The sequence below is a fragment of the Bacteroides difficilis genome, assembly GCF_048319815.1.
Lineage (GTDB): Bacteria > Bacteroidota > Bacteroidia > Bacteroidales > Bacteroidaceae > Bacteroides > Bacteroides zhangwenhongii.
In genome coordinates this window covers 3,135,717-3,153,016 of sequence record NZ_CP182814.1, presented here as the reverse complement: position 1 = coordinate 3,153,016, position 17,300 = coordinate 3,135,717, and the positions used below count along the sequence as shown (strand labels likewise).

General features: G+C 45.1%; 21 protein-coding genes and 1 pseudogene. 9 read left to right on the top strand and 13 right to left on the bottom strand.

The window, feature by feature from the left end; all coding sequences use genetic code 11:
- Positions 1–8: 8 nt before the first annotated feature.
- The 3 genes from ACNOGP_RS11890 to ACNOGP_RS11880 all read right to left on the bottom strand — a co-directional run bounded on the left by ACNOGP_RS11890 (position 9) and on the right by ACNOGP_RS11880 (position 5,583).
- On the bottom strand, positions 9–1,634 hold the full coding sequence (locus tag ACNOGP_RS11890; protein ID WP_418212877.1) for a RagB/SusD family nutrient uptake outer membrane protein: 1,626 nt from the start codon (positions 1,632–1,634) through the stop codon (positions 9–11).
- Positions 1,635–1,660: 26 nt separating this feature from the next.
- A complete protein-coding gene (locus ACNOGP_RS11885) occupies positions 1,661–4,825 on the bottom strand; it encodes a SusC/RagA family TonB-linked outer membrane protein (protein ID WP_418212876.1) in 3,165 nt (1,054 codons plus the stop codon).
- 437 nt (positions 4,826–5,262) lie between these two features.
- Positions 5,263–5,583: a hypothetical protein gene (locus tag ACNOGP_RS11880; RefSeq protein WP_004319902.1), complete on the bottom strand. Its 321-nt coding sequence runs from the start codon at positions 5,581–5,583 to the stop codon at positions 5,263–5,265.
- Between the two features lie 64 nt (positions 5,584–5,647).
- Here ACNOGP_RS11880 and ACNOGP_RS11875 point away from each other — a divergent pair, with 64 nt between their 5' ends.
- A complete protein-coding gene (locus ACNOGP_RS11875; RefSeq protein ID WP_060451177.1) occupies positions 5,648–6,232 on the top strand; it encodes a hypothetical protein in 585 nt (194 codons plus the stop codon).
- A 15-nt stretch (positions 6,233–6,247) separates the two neighbouring features.
- The gene (locus tag ACNOGP_RS11870) at positions 6,248–6,430 is read left to right on the top strand and encodes a hypothetical protein (RefSeq protein WP_004319908.1); all 183 of its coding nucleotides are present in this window, start codon (positions 6,248–6,250) and stop codon (positions 6,428–6,430) included.
- A 157-nt stretch (positions 6,431–6,587) separates the two neighbouring features.
- Here ACNOGP_RS11870 and ACNOGP_RS11865 read toward each other — a convergent pair whose 3' ends face one another.
- Entirely contained in the window at positions 6,588–7,802 is a 1,215-nt protein-coding gene (locus ACNOGP_RS11865; RefSeq protein WP_121765586.1) for an IS256 family transposase, read from the bottom strand.
- An 868-nt stretch (positions 7,803–8,670) separates the two neighbouring features.
- Here ACNOGP_RS11865 and ACNOGP_RS11860 point away from each other — a divergent pair.
- On the top strand, positions 8,671–9,057 hold the full coding sequence (locus tag ACNOGP_RS11860) for a single-stranded DNA-binding protein (protein WP_004319910.1): 387 nt from the start codon (positions 8,671–8,673) through the stop codon (positions 9,055–9,057).
- Between the two features lie 332 nt (positions 9,058–9,389).
- Here ACNOGP_RS11860 and ACNOGP_RS11855 read toward each other — a convergent pair whose 3' ends face one another.
- Positions 9,390–9,578, bottom strand: coding sequence for a hypothetical protein (locus ACNOGP_RS11855; RefSeq protein ID WP_225449525.1), 189 nt, complete (start codon positions 9,576–9,578; stop codon positions 9,390–9,392).
- A 1,027-nt stretch (positions 9,579–10,605) separates the two neighbouring features.
- On the opposite strand from ACNOGP_RS11855, the gene ACNOGP_RS11850 reads away from it, so the two are divergent.
- From ACNOGP_RS11850 to ACNOGP_RS11825, 6 genes and pseudogenes are all read left to right on the top strand, one after another.
- The gene (locus ACNOGP_RS11850; protein WP_004319912.1) at positions 10,606–11,172 is read left to right on the top strand and encodes a hypothetical protein; all 567 of its coding nucleotides are present in this window, start codon (positions 10,606–10,608) and stop codon (positions 11,170–11,172) included.
- Positions 11,169–11,399: a hypothetical protein gene (locus tag ACNOGP_RS11845; protein ID WP_004319914.1), complete on the top strand. Its 231-nt coding sequence runs from the start codon at positions 11,169–11,171 to the stop codon at positions 11,397–11,399. Before ACNOGP_RS11850 ends, ACNOGP_RS11845 begins: the two co-directional genes overlap by 4 nt.
- Before the next feature lie 52 nt (positions 11,400–11,451).
- Positions 11,452–11,898: a single-stranded DNA-binding protein gene (locus ACNOGP_RS11840; protein ID WP_004319915.1), complete on the top strand. Its 447-nt coding sequence runs from the start codon at positions 11,452–11,454 to the stop codon at positions 11,896–11,898.
- Between the two features lie 119 nt (positions 11,899–12,017).
- Positions 12,018–12,773, top strand: a complete 756-nt coding sequence (locus ACNOGP_RS11835) for a ParA family protein (RefSeq protein ID WP_004319917.1) — start codon at positions 12,018–12,020, stop codon at positions 12,771–12,773.
- Positions 12,774–12,780: 7 nt separating this feature from the next.
- Positions 12,781–13,059, top strand: coding sequence for a hypothetical protein (locus ACNOGP_RS11830; RefSeq protein ID WP_004319919.1), 279 nt, complete (start codon positions 12,781–12,783; stop codon positions 13,057–13,059).
- Positions 13,060–13,200: 141 nt separating this feature from the next.
- A pseudogene (locus ACNOGP_RS11825) lies at positions 13,201–13,566 on the top strand (SLOG family protein); the annotation flags it as partial.
- 301 nt (positions 13,567–13,867) lie between these two features.
- Here the strand turns inward: ACNOGP_RS11825 and ACNOGP_RS11820 are convergent.
- The 8 genes from ACNOGP_RS11820 to ACNOGP_RS11785 form a co-directional block, all read right to left on the bottom strand.
- Complete coding sequence (locus ACNOGP_RS11820; RefSeq protein ID WP_004319923.1) at positions 13,868–14,047, bottom strand: transcriptional regulator; 180 nt, start codon at positions 14,045–14,047, stop codon at positions 13,868–13,870.
- Positions 14,048–14,063: 16 nt separating this feature from the next.
- Positions 14,064–14,819 (bottom strand): MBL fold metallo-hydrolase, encoded by a 756-nt coding sequence (locus ACNOGP_RS11815; RefSeq protein ID WP_004319924.1) that lies wholly within the window; start codon positions 14,817–14,819, stop codon positions 14,064–14,066.
- Complete coding sequence (locus ACNOGP_RS11810) at positions 14,816–15,382, bottom strand: flavin reductase family protein (RefSeq protein ID WP_004319925.1); 567 nt, start codon at positions 15,380–15,382, stop codon at positions 14,816–14,818. Before ACNOGP_RS11810 ends, ACNOGP_RS11815 begins: the two co-directional genes overlap by 4 nt.
- 12 nt (positions 15,383–15,394) lie before the next feature.
- On the bottom strand, positions 15,395–15,628 hold the full coding sequence (locus ACNOGP_RS11805) for a hypothetical protein (RefSeq protein ID WP_060451178.1): 234 nt from the start codon (positions 15,626–15,628) through the stop codon (positions 15,395–15,397).
- 9 nt (positions 15,629–15,637) lie between these two features.
- On the bottom strand, positions 15,638–15,844 hold the full coding sequence (locus tag ACNOGP_RS11800) for a hypothetical protein (protein ID WP_004319927.1): 207 nt from the start codon (positions 15,842–15,844) through the stop codon (positions 15,638–15,640).
- On the bottom strand, positions 15,841–16,278 hold the full coding sequence (locus ACNOGP_RS11795) for a DUF4186 domain-containing protein (RefSeq protein WP_004319930.1): 438 nt from the start codon (positions 16,276–16,278) through the stop codon (positions 15,841–15,843). Before ACNOGP_RS11795 ends, ACNOGP_RS11800 begins: the two co-directional genes overlap by 4 nt.
- 183 nt (positions 16,279–16,461) lie before the next feature.
- A complete protein-coding gene (locus ACNOGP_RS11790) occupies positions 16,462–16,707 on the bottom strand; it encodes a hypothetical protein (protein WP_004319932.1) in 246 nt (81 codons plus the stop codon).
- A 17-nt stretch (positions 16,708–16,724) separates the two neighbouring features.
- Entirely contained in the window at positions 16,725–17,297 is a 573-nt protein-coding gene (locus ACNOGP_RS11785) for a DUF6155 family protein (RefSeq protein WP_044917833.1), read from the bottom strand.
- Between the last annotated feature and the right edge of the window lie 3 nt (positions 17,298–17,300).

The following is a 17,300-nucleotide window of genomic DNA, read 5'->3' as shown; positions in this document are numbered from 1 at the left end:
AGTTTATATTACCAGTTTTCATTCTGCCCACAAGTGGGATTTGTATTCAATTCAGCCTGCGGTATAGGCAGATACAAATGTTTGTCCGCAATATTGATACCCGGCACTGCCTTCACACTGGACAGACTATAACCGATTGTACTCCCATGCTCATCTATAGACTGATCTTTCAACATCCGGATACGGTCAAGATAATACTGTTTTCCCCATCGGCGTAACTCCATGTGGCGTGGTACTTCAAAACAAAGCTCTCTAGTACGCTCCTCGCGAATGAACTCCCTGAACTCTTCTTGTCCTGAGAAATCACTTAAACTGACTTTATCCACTCCGGCACGACTACGCACCTCATTCACTGCATCAATAGCCTCTTGTGTAGGTCCTCCTTCAAATTCATTGGCACACTCGGCAATCATCAATAAGACATCCGCATAACGCATGATAGGAAAATTGATGGAAGAACAATTACGTGCCCACGGACGGATAGGATCATATTCCGCCCTCCATTTTCCGGGATTACCATCTGTCTTATTCTTCTTTTCTTGTTCAGTGTACATCACTTTCCTTACCTTATTATTTACCGTTTCATATTTATAATCACCAAAATTCCACCATTTACGCGTATCCTTCTCTTCATACATCTTGAAAAGGATTCGTGTACCATCATACCAGGCATAAGCAAAAGGATAGTCCGGATCGGTCAGATTCCCCTGACTGATTCCCAAATACAAACCGACACGTCCGGTTTCGTTCGTTTTATCCAACCCATTGCCATAGAATTCCACTTCAAACATACTTTCCCGGTAAGTCAAATCATATTTATTCGAGCACATATTGATAAACATAGCCCGGTAACCGTTCACACCATCTTCCTCCTTATAAAGTTGATGCAAATTGCTTCTCTTTACCTCACGTGCCCATGTCAAAGCCTCCTCCCAAGTATCAGCTTCTACCGGATAACCGGCCTGCCACATATAAGCACGTGCCAATAAAGCTTGTACGGTAGTCTTCGAGATACGTCCCGGAGCATTCAATTCATCAGCAGGACGGCATACCTTCTCCGCATCCAGCAAATCTTGAATGATTTGCTTATAAATTTCCGTTTGCGGAGACTTTTTCAGTTGCTGATGAGATAAATCACGCACAACTTCAAGCCGCAACGGCACATCCCCCCAAAAAGCGACCAGATTCATATAGAAAAGAGCTCTCAATGCTTTTGCTTCACCAATAAACATAGACTTCATTTGCTCTCCACCACACTCTTCATCCGTACGAATAGAAATAGCGGCAATATAATCGTTGGCACGATTGATTCCTTCATATAAATCCTGCCATGCACGCTCTATTTTAGAATCGGTATTATTAAAATTATAATTGGACACTTGTATGTAATCCTTGCCATACTCACGGTTGTAAACCAATATATCCGTTCCGGCGTCCAGGTCCCCCCAAAGATTGCAGGCATAAGTTCCTTCCGCACCGAGTTTATCGTAAATACCTGTCAGTCCTGCCATGCAACTGACTTCATCATGGTAAAGGTTCTTCTCATCCAAACTACCGTATATATCCGTTTCCAGAAAATCACAGGATGAAAAGGTCAACATTGCCAAACCGGCTATATAAATTATATTTTTCATAATGTTCTTTTTTACTATCTATTATTTTACAAACCAAGCTTTATGCCGAACGTATAAGACGTAGTTTTCGGATAAGCAGAATAATCAAACCCACGCGTCAAAGCAGAGTTACGAGTGGATACTTCCGGATCATATCCGGTGTATTTAGTCCAAGTCCATAGATTCTGCCCACTGACATATAACCGTAATGAGCTAATTCCTATACGTTTGATCAGTTTCACCGGAAAATTATACCCCAATTGTACATTCTTCAGGCGTAGGAAAGACGCATCTTCCACCACCCGGCTAGTATTCAGATTGGTAAGATTACGATTGACCGCACACAAATAATTGGTATAATTACCCTCCGTATATGTTCCATCACCATTATCCACTCTAGGCGTCCAGTGATTCATAGCCGAAGCCAGTTGATTAGTATGCTGTCCGCGCAAATCCTCCAGTTTGGCACGGTTATAGTTAATCACATCATTACCGTACGACCATTGAAAGAATATGCTTAAGTCAAATCCCTTATAAGAGAAGTTATTTGTAAAACCTCCGGTATGGATAGGCAAACCATGTCCGATCACAGTCTGGTCTTCCGCCGTCACCTTACCATCTCCATTGATATCACGCAACTTCATATCTCCCGGCTGTATCGTATTACGTTCCTGTGTATTATTAGGGATACCGTTTTTCAAAACAAAGACTCCCGGAGACACTTCATTGAAATCTTCATACTGATAAACGCCATCATACACATAACCATACATTTCCGAGAGCGGATGTCCCACACGGGCAATATACAAATTATCAATAGTAGGATATTGAATGCCCGATACCAGAAAATCCTGATCTCCTGAAAGCCCCGTAATCTTGCTCTTATTGAAAGATATATTGAAATTGGTAGTCCATTTAAAACGTCCTCTTTCTCCGGCAAAGTTTACAGTATTAAGAGATATTTCCAATCCACGGTTACGGATACTTCCTATGTTTTGCTGTATTTTATCAAAACCGATGGACAAAGGAACATCCGCATTCAGAAGCAAATCCTTAGTCTCTTTATTATAAATGTCAATCTCACCACTGATACGATTATTGAACAAGCCAAAATCAAGCCCTATATTTGTCTGGTAAGTTGTCTCCCATTTCATTTCTTTATTCGGCATTTGAGAAATATATATAGCCGGATTATCTATCGAATTATTAAACGCATAATTCTGGTCTCCCGAATATAATAACTGTGACGGATAATTACGATAAGTATTACAATTACCGGTAGCTCCCCACCCGGCTCTCAGTTTCAAGTTAGACAACCATTTACGAGCCGGCTCCATAAATGCTTCTTCTGAAATACGCCATCCGAACGAACCGGAAGGGAAATAGCCCCACTTATGATAAGGAAAACGAGATGTTCCGTCAGCACGGACAGTGGCAGTCAACAAGTAACGTGATTTCCAGTCATAGTTGAAACGCGCAAAATAAGAGGCCATCTTATCATCAAAGTTAGTAGAGTTCAGCTTATCAGGCGTACCGTTAGAAATTCCCCAAAAGCCAAGCGCATCCCAAGGTACCATAGAAGAACTGGCTCCCAACACGGAAGTCGTACGGCTGTTCAATGAACCTCCCAGCAAGGCAGTAATATTATGTCCCCGGAACTTCTTCCGATAAGTCAAAGTATACTCATTAGACCAACCGTCCCATTCCCGATAACTAAAGTTACCGTTTGAATGTTTGGCTGAATAACGCGGATCTCCCCAATAAGTATCCGCATTATTAAAAGTCTCACTGCGGTCCGTACGCCAATTATAAGCAAACGTTGCCCTGAAAGTCAGGTTCTTAGCAATATCCCAATTCAAATAAGCATTCATACTCAACTGACGGCTACGTGTTTTTGAGTAGGTATTCTCAATAGTCTTGACCGGATTATATGGATAATTCGGATTGTCCTGCAACAATTTATCCTCCGCATCTTCCGAATCCGAATAAAAAATAGGGCGATAGGCCAACACTTGATATAAGAAGTACTGAGTTGAACCTCCCCCTCCTTGCGAAGGAGCAGATCCCTTGGAGGTATTATTAGAGAAATTAAACGTGACCCCAGCCTTTACTTTCTTAGATATCTGCTGGTCAAGTGTCATGCGCGCTTTCAAACTCTCATAAGACGAGCTGACTATAATTCCCTGCTGATTATAGTAGGAAACACTGGAACTATATTTGGTGTTTTTCGTTCCTCCTACCAGTGACAAATGATGGTTGGTCATCGGAGCAGCACGGAACACTTCATCTTGCCAATCAGTTGAAGGAAGATTTGCATAGTCTCCCAATACCCGGTTACGTCCCAATGCCTCATCATATCTGTAATAAGTCTTTGCCATCTCCGAAGAGCTCAGTATTTCCTGCTGTAAAGCGACAAACTCCTGTCCTCCCAGCAAATTCAGGAAATCCGGTTTTGCCTGATATGTAATATAGCCGTCATAAGTAACACGTGGAGCACTTTCCATACCCCGTTTAGTTGTGATAATAATCACTCCGTTTGCTCCACGCGCACCATAAATAGCAGTGGCGGATGCATCCTTCAATACATCTATCGACTCTATATCATTGGGATTCAATGCAGCCGGATTGGCGTCTTCGGTAGCAAATCCGTCAATTACGTACAAAGGAGTACCATCCGACGTGTCAGAGATCGTATTACTACCTCGAATCACAATGTTCGCTTCCGCTCCCGGCTGTCCGTCACTGGTAACCACTTGCACACCGGCTACCCGACCTCCTAAAGCCTGGTCAAAAGACAAAACCTGGCTTTTGTTCAGTTCACCCATATCCACTTTGGCAACAGATCCCGTCAGGTCACTTTTTTTCACTGTAGCATATCCTACAGCCACCACTTCATCCAAAGTAATCCCATCTTCCTTCAGTACAATATTCAGTGTTTTCTTGTTTCCTACGGTTACTTCCTTAGTCGCATAACCGATAAACGAAACTACAAGTACGGAAGATTGTTTCGGAACAGAGATTTTAAACATACCGTTCACATCTGTAATCGTTCCCGTCTTTCCTCCTTTTAACATCACATTTGCTCCAATGACAGGCTCATTAGCCTCATCCATCACCTTGCCGCTAACAGATATCTGTGCATAGCTAAAGGTGAACGAGCAAAGCATTAACAACAATAAGCTGATACGCTTCGATAATTGTCCATTTTTCATAATATAACTTGATTAAATTACTAATTAACTTCCTCAAATATAAAGTATATTGATAATCAATTAGTTACTGTTAGCAAGGTACAAATGATATGCAAATGTAAGTATAAAACCATATAGAAAAAGTACAAATGGACATTACTTTGTATGATAACATCCTTTTCTACAGATTAAGGGTCAATACAATGATATACTACTGATATTCAGTATATTGAAGCTGTTCCTTCCTTGCATTCAACAAAGAGCGTTAAATTATATTAAATCCTACAGGACCATTATGATTCGTGCAAAGATAATATTTTGCAGTCAAAGGAAGAAAGACTTCTTGAACCTCTTATATGGTTCTGTGCTTCTGTTTCTGACGTAAGCTGACCCGTACGGTTTTCGAGCTTCAAACAGACATATATACAGTTTACTTTAGGTTAGCATATATATAAAAGCTAACCAAGGTAAACTAAAGTGTTTTTGTCCTGTAGATACTGCACTTTGTGGACTCTTTTCTCCTTTGACTGCAAAAACCTCTTATAGCCTTTTCTCCACTTGTAACGTTCAGTCATACTGCTGTACCATGCTGTCTGCCATGTACCACCCCATCGGGCTTTGATAGGAATTGTGTTGCAAAGGTACCTGTCATGGCGTTCATCCTGCAAGGTCGGTGCCTGTGGTTTGTCCGTGAAATCTCCACGCTCTGATTGTGGCAGAGGTAGTATTTGACGGCAAAACCTTGCATTGATGAGCCATAACACCTTTTGGGGCAACATAATTCTTTAATCAATCCCGATGGTAGTTGGTTCTACATAAGGGAAGAAAATAAAATATTATCTTATGGCTAACATTTGCGACACTCAGTACAAGGTGACAGGCTCACGCAAAGCCGTGGCAGACCTTTGGAACACACTCCAAGAGTTGGAGGTGAACAGTAAGAATGTGTATCTGTATCTCTTGGCAGAACACTATGGCATTGACTACGAGAAGAAAGGCATCTCGGTGAGAGGACACATCTATTGGGCAGAGTATGAGGAGAACGTGGAAGACGATTATGCCCTCTTGTCCTTTGACACCGAAAGTGCTTGGTCTTCCTGCGACTTGTTCTTTGAGGAGGTGAACAAGGCACTTGGCGACGAACTTTCAATCAGTTGCCGAGAGATTGAGCCAGGTTGCGACATCTTCTATACGCACGATGAGAACGACTTCTTCCCCGAAGAGTGCTATGTCACTGCATACGGAGAACTCTTTGAGGATTGTGAGGGTGCTTACTCCACCTTTGGTGATGCCATCAAGTTGTGGTGTGAAAAGACAGGTATCTCACAGGACGGAAGAAACGAACAGAAGATGATTGACTTCATCAATGAATACGAGTATGAGGCAGAGGACACGAACTTCTGCATCAATCCAATCACATTCGGCTAACAAGGAGGAACGGATATGGCAACGATAGACATGGAGCAGTTGGACGGCGTTGTAGGGTGTTTCTGCACCTTGCTTTATCCCCGAAGAGGTCAGACAGAGGGAACGATTGTCGAGGACTTGGGTTGTGAGGTCATTGTCCAGCTCATCAACGGCAAGGAAGTGACGGAGTACAAGGATGATGTTGTCATCTGTGAATAATCAGGAGAGAGTCTGTTGGCTATGTGCTTGCAGACTCTTTCTTCCTTTGACGGGGGCGTAAAATAAACTGTGTCATGCTCTATTTTCCTTTCAAACTCATCGGTCGGGGAGCGGCCAGCGCCAAGGGGCGGGACCACCCGTCCCGACGAGCGTAAAATTACAATAATTTAAATCTATCTCCAAACTTTATCGCTAATTGCCCAGCGATGGCCGCCCAATTAGCAATGGGCATGGTCCATTTCTTGCGTATGTTGCGGTAAGCGAGGTAGACAAGCTTCTCAAGGGCGGTATCATTAGGGAATACGCCCTTGTTTTTTGTAACTTTCCGTACTTGGCGATGATAGCCCTCGACAGTATTGGTGGTATATATCATGCGGCGTATATCCGGTGTAAACTGGAAGTATTCAGCAAGCCTTTCCCAGTTGTCCTGCCATGACCTGATGACAATCGGATATTTCTCACCCCATTTCTCATCCAGATTAAGAAGCTCTGTTTCCGCGGCTTCCTTGCTTACAGCGCCATAGACACGTCTCAGGTCTTTCATGAACTCTTTTTGATGTTTGCTGCCGACATACTTGACGGAATTGCGTATCTGATGGACGATACAGAGTTGGACGACGGTATTGGGGAACACGCTTTGGATGGCATCGGGGAAGCCTTTCAAACCGTCGACACAAGCTATGAGGATGTCACGCACGCCACGGTTCTGTAAATCGGTCAACACATTCAGCCAGAAGTTTGCGCCCTCATTTTTAGAGATATACATGCCAAGTAAGTCCTTACGTCCTTCCTTGTCTATAGCCAGGACATTGTAGATCGCACGGCTGACGGCACAACCTCTGTCATCCATTACCTTGTAATGAATGGCGTCGAGCCAGACTATCGGATAAACCGGGTCCAGACTCCGGGAACGCCATGCCTTTATCTCCGGAAGTACACGGTCGGTGATGGAACTGATTGTCTCGGCAGATACACGGTTACCCAGATTCTCTTCCATCCAGTCGCTTATCTCACGTGTGCTGTTTCCCAAAGCATAAAGCCCGATGATGCGGTCTGCAACACCCTCGGCAAGAATGGTCTCACGCTTCTTTATAAATTGAGGCTCAAACGTGGCATTGCGGTCACGCGGAGTAGATACGGTCACTTCACCCATGGAAGTCTGTACCTGCTTCCGCATCTTTCCGTTACGACGATTGCCACTCATACGCTCTTCATCGGAGAGATGGGCATCCATCTCGCCTTCAAGGGCCGCATTTAAAATACTCTCCAATAAGGGAGCAAACGCTCCATCCTTTCCCAACAAGGGCTTACCGGCTTTTAGCTGTTCGATGGCCTTGTTCTTGATACTTTCAAAATCAAATTCTTCGCTCATAAATAAACTGTGTTTGCAAAGTTAATATTTTATTCATTCCCTTTGTTGACACAGTTTAATTTACAACCTCTCCTTTGACTGCAAAAACTCTTTTAGGACAATCCTCCAATGAGGTTATGGTTGTTGTAACTGAAATATCTTAGGAGCAAGTTGTGCGGTTTGCTCACTTGCTCCAGTCCTGTTATAGAAGCTATGCTTCGACAGCTGTATAGCTACACGTCGCCAAAGTCCCTTCGCCGTTTTAAGCGTCTCTTTACCTTGTTATAGGAATGGTTATTTCGCCTTTTGGTTTTACTCGTCTGTCTTTTGCAACTCTTCCTTGTCGGACACAGAACTTGGCTTTGGCATGATGAGAGTGTTATCGCCAATCCTCTGATGTCTATCCTCCTTTGGCTTGATGCCTCTGTTGGTAAGCTGCACCTTTGTGGCTTGTCGTTCATTGTGCATCATTGTTCATGCTCCTCCATCTTCTGCTGATACAGCTGTAAGGTCGGATTTCCCGCTTCGTTACTCCAGGCATACCGCCATAGCAGTGCCTCTGTCAGTTGCATACGGATTGCCTCCTTGCTTACAACCTTTGTTCCATTGTTTGGCCCCGTCTTTTTCTGAATTGAGTTATTTGAAAGCCACTTATTTTTACCATGCAAAGGTAGCGTGATGCTGCGAAGGACTTCCTCCTTCTTGTGTGGCCGCTATCGCTGTGACCAATAAAATAGTGCGTAATCTTCCTTTTTCTTCCTCTCTGTCGTTCATCGCCAACAAGAAAAAGAGTATTGCGAACGATTTTCATGGTGCTTCCCACATGGTGTCACATCCCTGCTTTTGAATGCATGTAAAAATTAAGTTTCACTTTTAAATTCAATTCAAAATGAAAAAGATCGAGAACAACTTCACAGTTTCAGGTTTCGTAGGTAAGGATGCAGAAATCCGTCAGTTCGCAAACGCCAGCGTAGCACGCTTCTCATTGGCAGTAGGCCGTCAGGAGAAGAACGGCGAGGAAACCAACCGCGTATCGGCTTTCATGAATATGGAAGCATGGCGCAAGAACGAGCACACCGAATCATTCGACAAGCTCACAAAAGGCACGTTGCTCACCGTCGAGGGTTTCTTCAAGCCAGAGGAATGGACAGACAAGGATGGCGTGAAGCACTCCAGAATCATCATGGTTGCAACCAAGTTCTACGAGTGTCCCGACAAGGAGGAGACTCCTGCGGAAGAGCCGGCCAAGCCAGCAACCAAGAAAGGCAAGAAATAGCCTTTCCTCTCCATAACAAGGCGACCTTCGGGTCGCTTTTGTTTTGCTCAGGGATATCAATATGCTGTTATAGCGTTTATCTCCTCAGATAAAGCCTTCGTTCAGTCATCGATTATATCGGCGATGCCGTCTTCATTTTACCCTAACCACTTCGTCCCTCTCCATTTGCGAAGCGTCACCAAGATGGTTGGCATATAGACATTCCTGGCTGATGGCAACAAGGTCGCTATTAGCCAAGAAAGACTGAACGCCAAGGTCTGAACGCGAGAGGACTGCCATCTATGCCACAAGATGCCGAAGCCGAGGCTTCTGATAATTGTGTCCTTTACTGGCTATCCACTCGCCTTGATGTTCAGACCGTCAATCTTGGCGCCAGCTTCACTACCCACCCACGCCTGCTTTACTGTTCTTCTTCTCTTTGACTGCAAAATATCTTCTGCTATAATCGGCGTGTCCGTCCATATGCGTTGTACCGCTTCGCCCCACACCTTCAGAACGGCATTACTGTACGGACACCGCACGAATGCCCATGTGACAGGTGCCTACAATGGCACTATCAGAAACTGCCACTTCTGATAACTGCCTTTATTGCTGTCTGGCTGTCCCATTATCGGGCTTCGGCAATGACCGTGTAATGCCATTCTGCCCACCCATACCACTTTTACCACTAATCAACTGTTTTACAATATTTCTTCTGCTATACAAGAGCCAGTTCTTGTCCACTCAGGCATATTGAATGTGGCAGACATGTCTGCTACGTCCAATCTGCCTCAGTGTCCTGCGGCAAGGACAAGGCACATTTGTCATGCTGACAAGAGTGCCCGATTTGTCCGTTACGCAACTGTCTCTTCTTACCTGATATACGTTACTATCTACCTCTTAATTATACTGCTACGCCCCACACCTTAGCGAAGCGTTACATGGTCTGTCGTCATACAGACATCCTTGGCTGATGGCAACACGTTGCTATTAGCCAAAGCTGACAGTATGCCGAAGTACCGACGCGAGAGAATAGTCTGTCCGTGCTACAAGCTATCAAGGCAGAAGCTTTGATGACTTGCATCCCGGTCAGCCAACACACTCGCTTTATGCCGGTACAGCAGACCTGCAAACGCTTCACAGCCCACCCTTACTGTTTCAATCTTTCTTCTTACCTCTTTATATATAACACATCATTCCTCTTGCAGCCAATATCAATAATCTTCTTCCAATCAGCGCAGTGGTAGGCATATTTCCTGCAAAGTTAGCCGCGTCTGAGACAATCGTCAAATTCTGCTTGAGGTCTTGTGACTGTGAACAATCTTCCTTTTCCTCGGAAAAGAGTATTCTTCACACATAATTTGTCTTTATGTCTTTTCTTGCGGCTTTTGGGAGCAGAAAATATCCCTCCACAGGCTGAAAGGTCTCGAAAGGAGGGAAGAAAGAAACGGTTAAGCGAACGCAGAGGGAATTTATCCACTATGCTGAGCGTAAGTTTCTTCAACGTAGTTAAACCAAGTCCAGCGACATGGGCGACAAACTTATTTGTATCACTAAAATTGAAAGGCAATGAAGATTATCATCCTGCATGATGCTGACGCACGCATCGAGTATCTTGACGTAGCCGACCATCTTATCGGCTCTGACATCGAGGAGTTCCTCACCAGACAGGGCTTCTCAGTGAACAACATCACATGGCTTGTCACATCGGCAGACCATATCCCAGTGGTTTACCACAAGTACGACATCGACCGCAAGACCGGCGAGGCGACTCACACCCAACGAGAGGCGGAACTTAAAGACCTCACCATCCACGGACAACTCCTGGCATTGCAGCACCGGGAGCAGGACGAGCTGAAAGCGGCTCTTCGCAAGTACGGCACGGAGGTGGACGGAGGCTTTGAGGTGCATTTCGAGGGAGAGCAGCCCATCGTGGCAGGTTATCTCTTTGACGAGCCTCGTGATATAGTCATAGATGCGGCACGTTTGGATTCTGACGGCAACTTGTCGCTTCTCGGAGAGGACAAGGAAGTGAGGGATGGACAATACGACATAGAGCCAAGCGACATATTTGGCGGTCAGTTGGACTATGTCACGTCGAGTATAGGTGCATGGATGAAGGAGGAGCATGTATGACCCAGTGCATCGTATATGACGAGACTACCAAGGAGAGCGAGACCTTTTGCTCATTGACCGCAGCCAAGAAGTGGATGCGAGAGCGCATCAAACAGAAGCATGAGGTAAGCGGACAGAAGTACAGGGTATATTCCGACGGAGAGTTTGTTAATTGCGGCTCTATCAGTCTCACAGGCAGCAACAAGTCTTTTGTCGCCAATACAAGGCAGACGAAGAAAGGATATTAATAACAAGGTAACGGCAAGCCTAACCAACTTGCCACTATAACATTTTTACATTATGATTTACACTCACACTATCGGACGCATCGGAGCAAAGGATTGCCGCGTCATCACAGGTACACACGGAACATTCATGGCTGTTGACATCGCAGTGGACGACTACAGTAAGGGCAAGCAAATCACCACTTGGGTAAGGGTGAAGAGCAGCAAGGAGAACCATATCCGCTTGGCTGAATACCTCACCAAGGGTCGTATGGTGCTTGTGGAAGGCACACTGACTTCTTCCATTTGGACAGACCGCAACGGAGAGAACCACATACAGCATAGCATCATAGCTGACTCCATCGCCTTTGTCAATGCAGGGAAGGCTTTTGACAACGGTCAAAATGCAGATGCCGCCGACACCCCAGCAACAAAGGCACGTAAGGCAGCCAAGGCAGAGGGCGAGGCTCCCGTACCGCCAGCCGATGCACCGCAGGACAAGAGCGAAGACCTTCCATTCTGAGGGTTGTATTGACTAAGAGTAGTACGTACTAATCGTAGTAAATCCTATTTTACTATGGTTAGTATGTACTATCAGTAGCAGAATAGTAAAGTAGTATTCACTAATAGTAGTATCGCGTTATGACACAGATAATTGCAATTCTAAATCACAAAGGAGGCGTAGGGAAAAGTACGACCGCAGTAAACCTTGCGGCAGCTCTGCAACTGAGTATGAAGCACGTCTTGGCTATTGACATGGATGGACAAGCTAACCTCACAGAAGCCTTGGGATTGTCCATCGAGGAAGAACAGACAGTCTATGGCGCAATGTGTGGACAGTACACCTTGCCGTTGGTCAAGTTGCACAATGGCATCACGGTTGTTCCTTCTTGTCTTGACCTTTCAGCGGCTGAGTCAGAGCTTATCAGTGAGCCGGGACGGGAACTTATCTTGAAGGGACTTATCACCAAAGCCATCGCCAAAGAGCATTTCGACTACATCATCATCGACTGCCCACCATCATTGGGCTTGCTGACCTTGAATGCCCTCACCGCAGCAGACTACATCATCATCCCTGTTCAAGCACAATACCTTGCCATGAGAGGTATGGCAAAGTTGATGGATATTATCCGCATCGTTCAGGAGCGGCTTAATCCCAACCTCAAAGTGGGCGGCATTGTCATCACGCAGTTCGACCGCCGCAAGACGTTGAACCGAAGCGTGAGGGAAATCGTCAATGACAGTTTTCACGAGAAAGTCTTCAAGACCGTCATCCGTGACAATGTGGCTTTGGCAGAAGCCCCCATCAACGGCAAGACTATCTTTGAGTATAATCCCAAGTCCAATGGTGCCAGTGATTACATGTCTTTGGCAAAGGAAGTGTTGAAACTAAAATAGTATGGCCATGAGCAAGAGCAGTATGTTGAAAGAGGGAATGAAAGGCGGTCTCAACGGACTCCTTTCTTCCACCAAGAAGCCGAGTAAAGAGCAGATAGTCACAGAAAACACACAAGCCCCACCAGTGTCTGTTTCTGAGACTACAGAAGTGCCGGTGCATTGCAATTTCCTTATCAACAAGAGCATCCACACGAAGATGAAGTACCTCGCCATCAAGAAAGGGATGTCCTTGCGTAATATTGTCAATGAGGCAATGACCGAATACCTAAAGCGGCATGACACATGAGTGCCGCGCGGTATCATCGCCGGACAGACGATGATACCGCTATCTCTTCTATGAACTCAACTAATCGTAGTAAATACTATTGTACTACTTTACTATTCGTAGTCGATAATCCCCTTAGTAAATACTTTATACTATTATACTCGGTATTTCTATTGTGGCATGGCAATGGGATTTGACCTGCTGGCGGCAGAAGCCGCCCTTTCGTTGCAATGCGAGTTGAAGGACTTGCAGGTGATAGCCGTTGTGCCGTTCCGTGGTCAGTCTGATAGGTGGGGCAAGGAAGAGCAAGCCAAATATGATGCCATCCTACGCATCGTGGATGACGTGGTCGTATTGAGCGAGCGATACTATAATGGCTGCCTTCTGAGGCGCAACGACTACATGGTCAACCGCAGTTCACGGCTCATTGCCTACTTCAATGGCAATCCCAAGGGCGGCACATTCTACACCGTCAGAGAAGCCAAGCAGCAGGGCTTGGACATAGTGAATCTTCATAATAGTGTATAACCCATAAAACAGAAAATGCTTATGGACGATATTGTTGCAATCATCGTTTGCTGCTTCGTGTTCGGAGCTTTGGGCAATGTGCTCAGAGCTTTGTTCGGCGGAGAGAGACGAAATGACTTTCGCCGTGACCGCTAAGCGTTTCTAATCCAAGATACGCTGACAGCCACACGTCTGCACCTTACCCCAAAAAGATGCAGCGGATATTCATGTCCGTAGGCAAGGATATTCAGATTCCTCACCTTAACATTTTGATAAAAACTAAAGATACTGCTGCCTATATTTCAAGACAGCAGTATAAACCTTACTCTGCAGGTGCCCATTTGCAACGCACAGGAGAGACGATTGCACCCTCTGCCTTCAACTGTTTCATTGCAGAATCAACCTCTTTGCGGTCGAGACCGCTGAGTTCTGCGATTTTACCTGCGTTGAGAGGCTGACCAGCCTCCTTCATTGTTGCCAATACTTTTTCTTTTGCGTCCATTGTTTTGATGATTTGATTATGAAATTGTTATGCTGTCTCCTTCATGCTCGATACACCAAAAGGGAACTTCCTTCTCTTTGCAGAAAGGTTCCATGCGCCATACACTCTCAAATCCACTCATGACAAAGTGCATCGGGACAAACATTCCAACCTTGAAACGTTCAATAAACTGCCTTCCTCCCAGCGTATAGCCGTTACCGATGCGTCCGTCCACAGGAAACATCACGAGGTCAAAGGAATCAGTTATCTTTCGAATGTCTTTAAGTTCACCAAGGAATCGCTTTTCCTCCGCCACAGGATTGATATATTGACCGAACTCTTCGCTGAAGACCTCTCCTTCAGGTGTGTTGTCGGCGAGGAAGCGTGCGTACCAGTTGCATAGGTCTCCTGCGTGAAAGATAGTTTTTCCTTCAGTTTCTACTATCCAGCTTACACCGCTATCGTTACTGCCTGTTGCTGTCACTTTCAGATACTCATCTTCCCAGACTGTTCCTTTTACCATCCAAACATCTGCATCCTCTTTCTGAGCTCTTCTTCGTTTGAGTATGTCCTTTGACAGAATGTATGTGACATTGGGAATGCGATTCTTCCACTTGAAGATTTCTTTTGTGAAGTGGTCTTCATGGAAGTGACTTGAAAACACGTACACAGGTTTACATGTATTCATGTACACACTCATGACACCAGCAGGATCCATCCAGTAGTCAAATACCAGGATGCATTGAGACGTTTCAAGCAAGAAGCCGCTATGGAAGATGTATCTGAGTATCATCCCTTCAAAGCCTTACCGTCTGAGAATGCGTGACCAACTGTCTTGCCAAGCTCAATGTAGCCGTGATGTATGGGATCGAACACGATGAGTTCCATCTTCTCCATATCTGGCTTGCCATTCTCGGCAAGATACTTTTCATCTACGAGAATGTTTACTATCTCTGCCACGATATAATAACCCTCTGGTGACTCATCGATTTTCTCTTTGATGCGACATTCCAATGTCATGGGGAAGTCTGTAAAGACGGGAGCGTTGATATTCTCTGCCTTCTCGACGTTCCAACCTGTCTTCGCCATCTTATCCGCATCGTTCTTGGCAGATACGATGCCTACGAAATCTGCTGCCACCATGGTCTGCTTTGTAGCAAATGCCACGGTGAAGTCGGGGCAGTTGTTCAGGTTCTCCGTAGTGGCATGTGCGCCCATGGCAATCATAATCTCCTTTGCGTCCCATTGACCGCCCCAAGCAGCGTTCATTGCATTGGGCTTGCCGTTCTTGTCGTATGTGCCGATAATCAGTACCGGCTGTGGAAGCATCCACGATTTTTGTCCAAATGATTTCATTCTTACTTCTTTTTATTGTGTTATCAATTCATTCAACTTATCTTCTCGTATTACTTTCGGTTGTGCCTTGCCTGCCAGAACGAGGATCTTCTTCCCATTCCTGTATATGTGCAGCTGCCTGCTTCGCACCACAGCCGTCAAGGTCTCATCATCCTGCATGGCTTGCCATATAGGATAATACACACCTTCTGGTTCAAACAACTTCTTCTGAAGGTGTGAGCACATGTTGGTTGTATCTATTGTCATATCGTTACGTCATATCATTAACATGATTCTGCCAGCTTCTTTTGTGAACATTTCAGGGAAACGGCAGATTGTTGCATACACCTGCTTGCTTGTCACAGGCTGACCGTCCTTTCTCAGGTGCAGCCCATGACGATTGATGGCATCGGCAATCTGGTCAGTTGTCATGCCGCCATTTCGCTTTACCATCACATATATTATGGCTTCTTCTATCTTCATCCTTTATTCATCTGCTTTTCAATCCATGCCATCAATACGGCAACAGCATATTCCTGTTCTTCCTTGGTCAGTGCCCTGCCTGCTGGGATGTGATGCCACTTGAAGAAGCATCCCCTGCAACAACAGCCAGTGGCATGTTGAGCCAGGAAAACAGGATGCCCGTGCATTGGAGTCTGTTTGCCGTCGTTCGGTATGACAGCCGGAGCAAGTCTTTTTGCCACAAAGTCCTCTGCGTGTTTTCGTATCGTCGGCAATCCCTTTTCCATTACATACTCCCTGTCTTTCTTGGACAGATGGAAACGGCTGCGAAAGTCAGACTTTGCCAGCCTCTCAAAGAGATTGGTCAGGTCGTACTCTGTTTTCTCAGAAGGAATGCTCTCATGCGGATCCTCCTCCTGGAACAACGATGGATATATGTATTTCTGTGACATCATTATCTGTTACTTCTTATTTCCAGTGTTATATCCATATATGACCGCTTGCCGTCAATATAGTCGGCATAGAGCATTTCCTCACTTCTGCCTTTCAGAACATGGCATTTGCCGCATATCTCACAGTTGTGTAGGCATTTCCATTCATTCAGAACGTAATCCAAACGTTCCTCTCGTGTAGATGATTCAATAGAGGGTGTGCTCATAATCAGTGTCTCCCACAGCATGGTCAATCAGTGCCTGAAACTCTTCTTCCGTATAGTCGTCTTCCCAACCATACGTTACGTCCTTTATGCCCAAGGTAAACCCTAATGCCTCAGAATAGGATATGCCAATTTCAGCTGCAAGGTCTCTTGCCGCTTGATAAATCTGCTCTTCTTTGCTTAAGGGTAGTTGTTTCGCCTTCTTATGTTTTTTCTTCGGTTTCCCCATTTGAGTATATTCGTTTATTAATCAGCGTTGATGGGCATCTTGAAATTCCTGTATTTCTTTCGGAGTTCCTCATTATGCGCCTTCATTTCCTCATACATATCATTCAGTGCGTCAGGAAATCCCCATCCACAAGGGCTTGCCCAACGAAGGCATTGCTTGATTCGGGAATCATACTTGTCCCAAAGGTCATATAGCACGATGTGGCGCAATGTCTTGTCGAAATTACTCTCAACAGAATCATAGAATTGCTCCCACATGTCTCCATAGTCGTAAGTGAACTGACAGGCGTTCTCCATATAGAACACCATCAATTCTGCTATAGAATCTTCCGAAGGCTTCAGTTTCTTGAAGTCGGACAATGCCTTGCGGCACACTGAGAAGCGTGTCTTTGGCTCTCTGTTTCTGCTCGGATAGAACTCTTCTCGTATGATGTGCTTGTACTCTTCCAACTTCTGACCCTCATTCGGCTCTGCATAGAAGTCAAGATATTCCTTTGCCTCTTTCCGTGCAGAATAAAGTTCCAATACCATTTTTATTATCTCACTCTTGTCCATGGACATGAGGACAGACTTTAATTTAGATTTTGACATTTC

Excerpts from the sequence above, each read along its gene's own strand:
- ACNOGP_RS11785 (WP_044917833.1), bottom strand. The coding sequence starts at position 17,297 with ATGTCAAAATCTAAATTAAAGTCTGTCCTCATGTCCATGGACAAGAGT.
- ACNOGP_RS11790 (WP_004319932.1), bottom strand. The coding sequence starts at position 16,707 with ATGGGGAAACCGAAGAAAAAACATAAGAAGGCGAAACAACTACCCTTA.
- ACNOGP_RS11815 (WP_004319924.1), bottom strand. The coding sequence starts at position 14,819 with ATGATACTCAGATACATCTTCCATAGCGGCTTCTTGCTTGAAACGTCT.
- ACNOGP_RS11795 (WP_004319930.1), bottom strand. The coding sequence starts at position 16,278 with ATGATGTCACAGAAATACATATATCCATCGTTGTTCCAGGAGGAGGAT.
- ACNOGP_RS11800 (WP_004319927.1), bottom strand. The coding sequence starts at position 15,844 with ATGAAGATAGAAGAAGCCATAATATATGTGATGGTAAAGCGAAATGGC.
- ACNOGP_RS11865 (WP_121765586.1), bottom strand. The coding sequence starts at position 7,802 with ATGAGCGAAGAATTTGATTTTGAAAGTATCAAGAACAAGGCCATCGAA.
- ACNOGP_RS11835 (WP_004319917.1), top strand. The coding sequence starts at position 12,018 with ATGACACAGATAATTGCAATTCTAAATCACAAAGGAGGCGTAGGGAAA.
- ACNOGP_RS11805 (WP_060451178.1), bottom strand. The coding sequence starts at position 15,628 with ATGACAATAGATACAACCAACATGTGCTCACACCTTCAGAAGAAGTTG.
- ACNOGP_RS11840 (WP_004319915.1), top strand. The coding sequence starts at position 11,452 with ATGATTTACACTCACACTATCGGACGCATCGGAGCAAAGGATTGCCGC.
- ACNOGP_RS11850 (WP_004319912.1), top strand. The coding sequence starts at position 10,606 with ATGAAGATTATCATCCTGCATGATGCTGACGCACGCATCGAGTATCTT.
- ACNOGP_RS11890 (WP_418212877.1), bottom strand. The coding sequence starts at position 1,634 with ATGAAAAATATAATTTATATAGCCGGTTTGGCAATGTTGACCTTTTCA.
- ACNOGP_RS11820 (WP_004319923.1), bottom strand. The coding sequence starts at position 14,047 with ATGGACGCAAAAGAAAAAGTATTGGCAACAATGAAGGAGGCTGGTCAG.
- ACNOGP_RS11880 (WP_004319902.1), bottom strand. The coding sequence starts at position 5,583 with ATGTTGCCCCAAAAGGTGTTATGGCTCATCAATGCAAGGTTTTGCCGT.
- ACNOGP_RS11875 (WP_060451177.1), top strand. The coding sequence starts at position 5,648 with ATGGCTAACATTTGCGACACTCAGTACAAGGTGACAGGCTCACGCAAA.
- ACNOGP_RS11845 (WP_004319914.1), top strand. The coding sequence starts at position 11,169 with ATGACCCAGTGCATCGTATATGACGAGACTACCAAGGAGAGCGAGACC.
- ACNOGP_RS11885 (WP_418212876.1), bottom strand. The coding sequence starts at position 4,825 with ATGAAAAATGGACAATTATCGAAGCGTATCAGCTTATTGTTGTTAATG.
- ACNOGP_RS11860 (WP_004319910.1), top strand. The coding sequence starts at position 8,671 with ATGAAAAAGATCGAGAACAACTTCACAGTTTCAGGTTTCGTAGGTAAG.
- ACNOGP_RS11810 (WP_004319925.1), bottom strand. The coding sequence starts at position 15,382 with ATGAAATCATTTGGACAAAAATCGTGGATGCTTCCACAGCCGGTACTG.
- ACNOGP_RS11830 (WP_004319919.1), top strand. The coding sequence starts at position 12,781 with ATGAGCAAGAGCAGTATGTTGAAAGAGGGAATGAAAGGCGGTCTCAAC.
- ACNOGP_RS11870 (WP_004319908.1), top strand. The coding sequence starts at position 6,248 with ATGGCAACGATAGACATGGAGCAGTTGGACGGCGTTGTAGGGTGTTTC.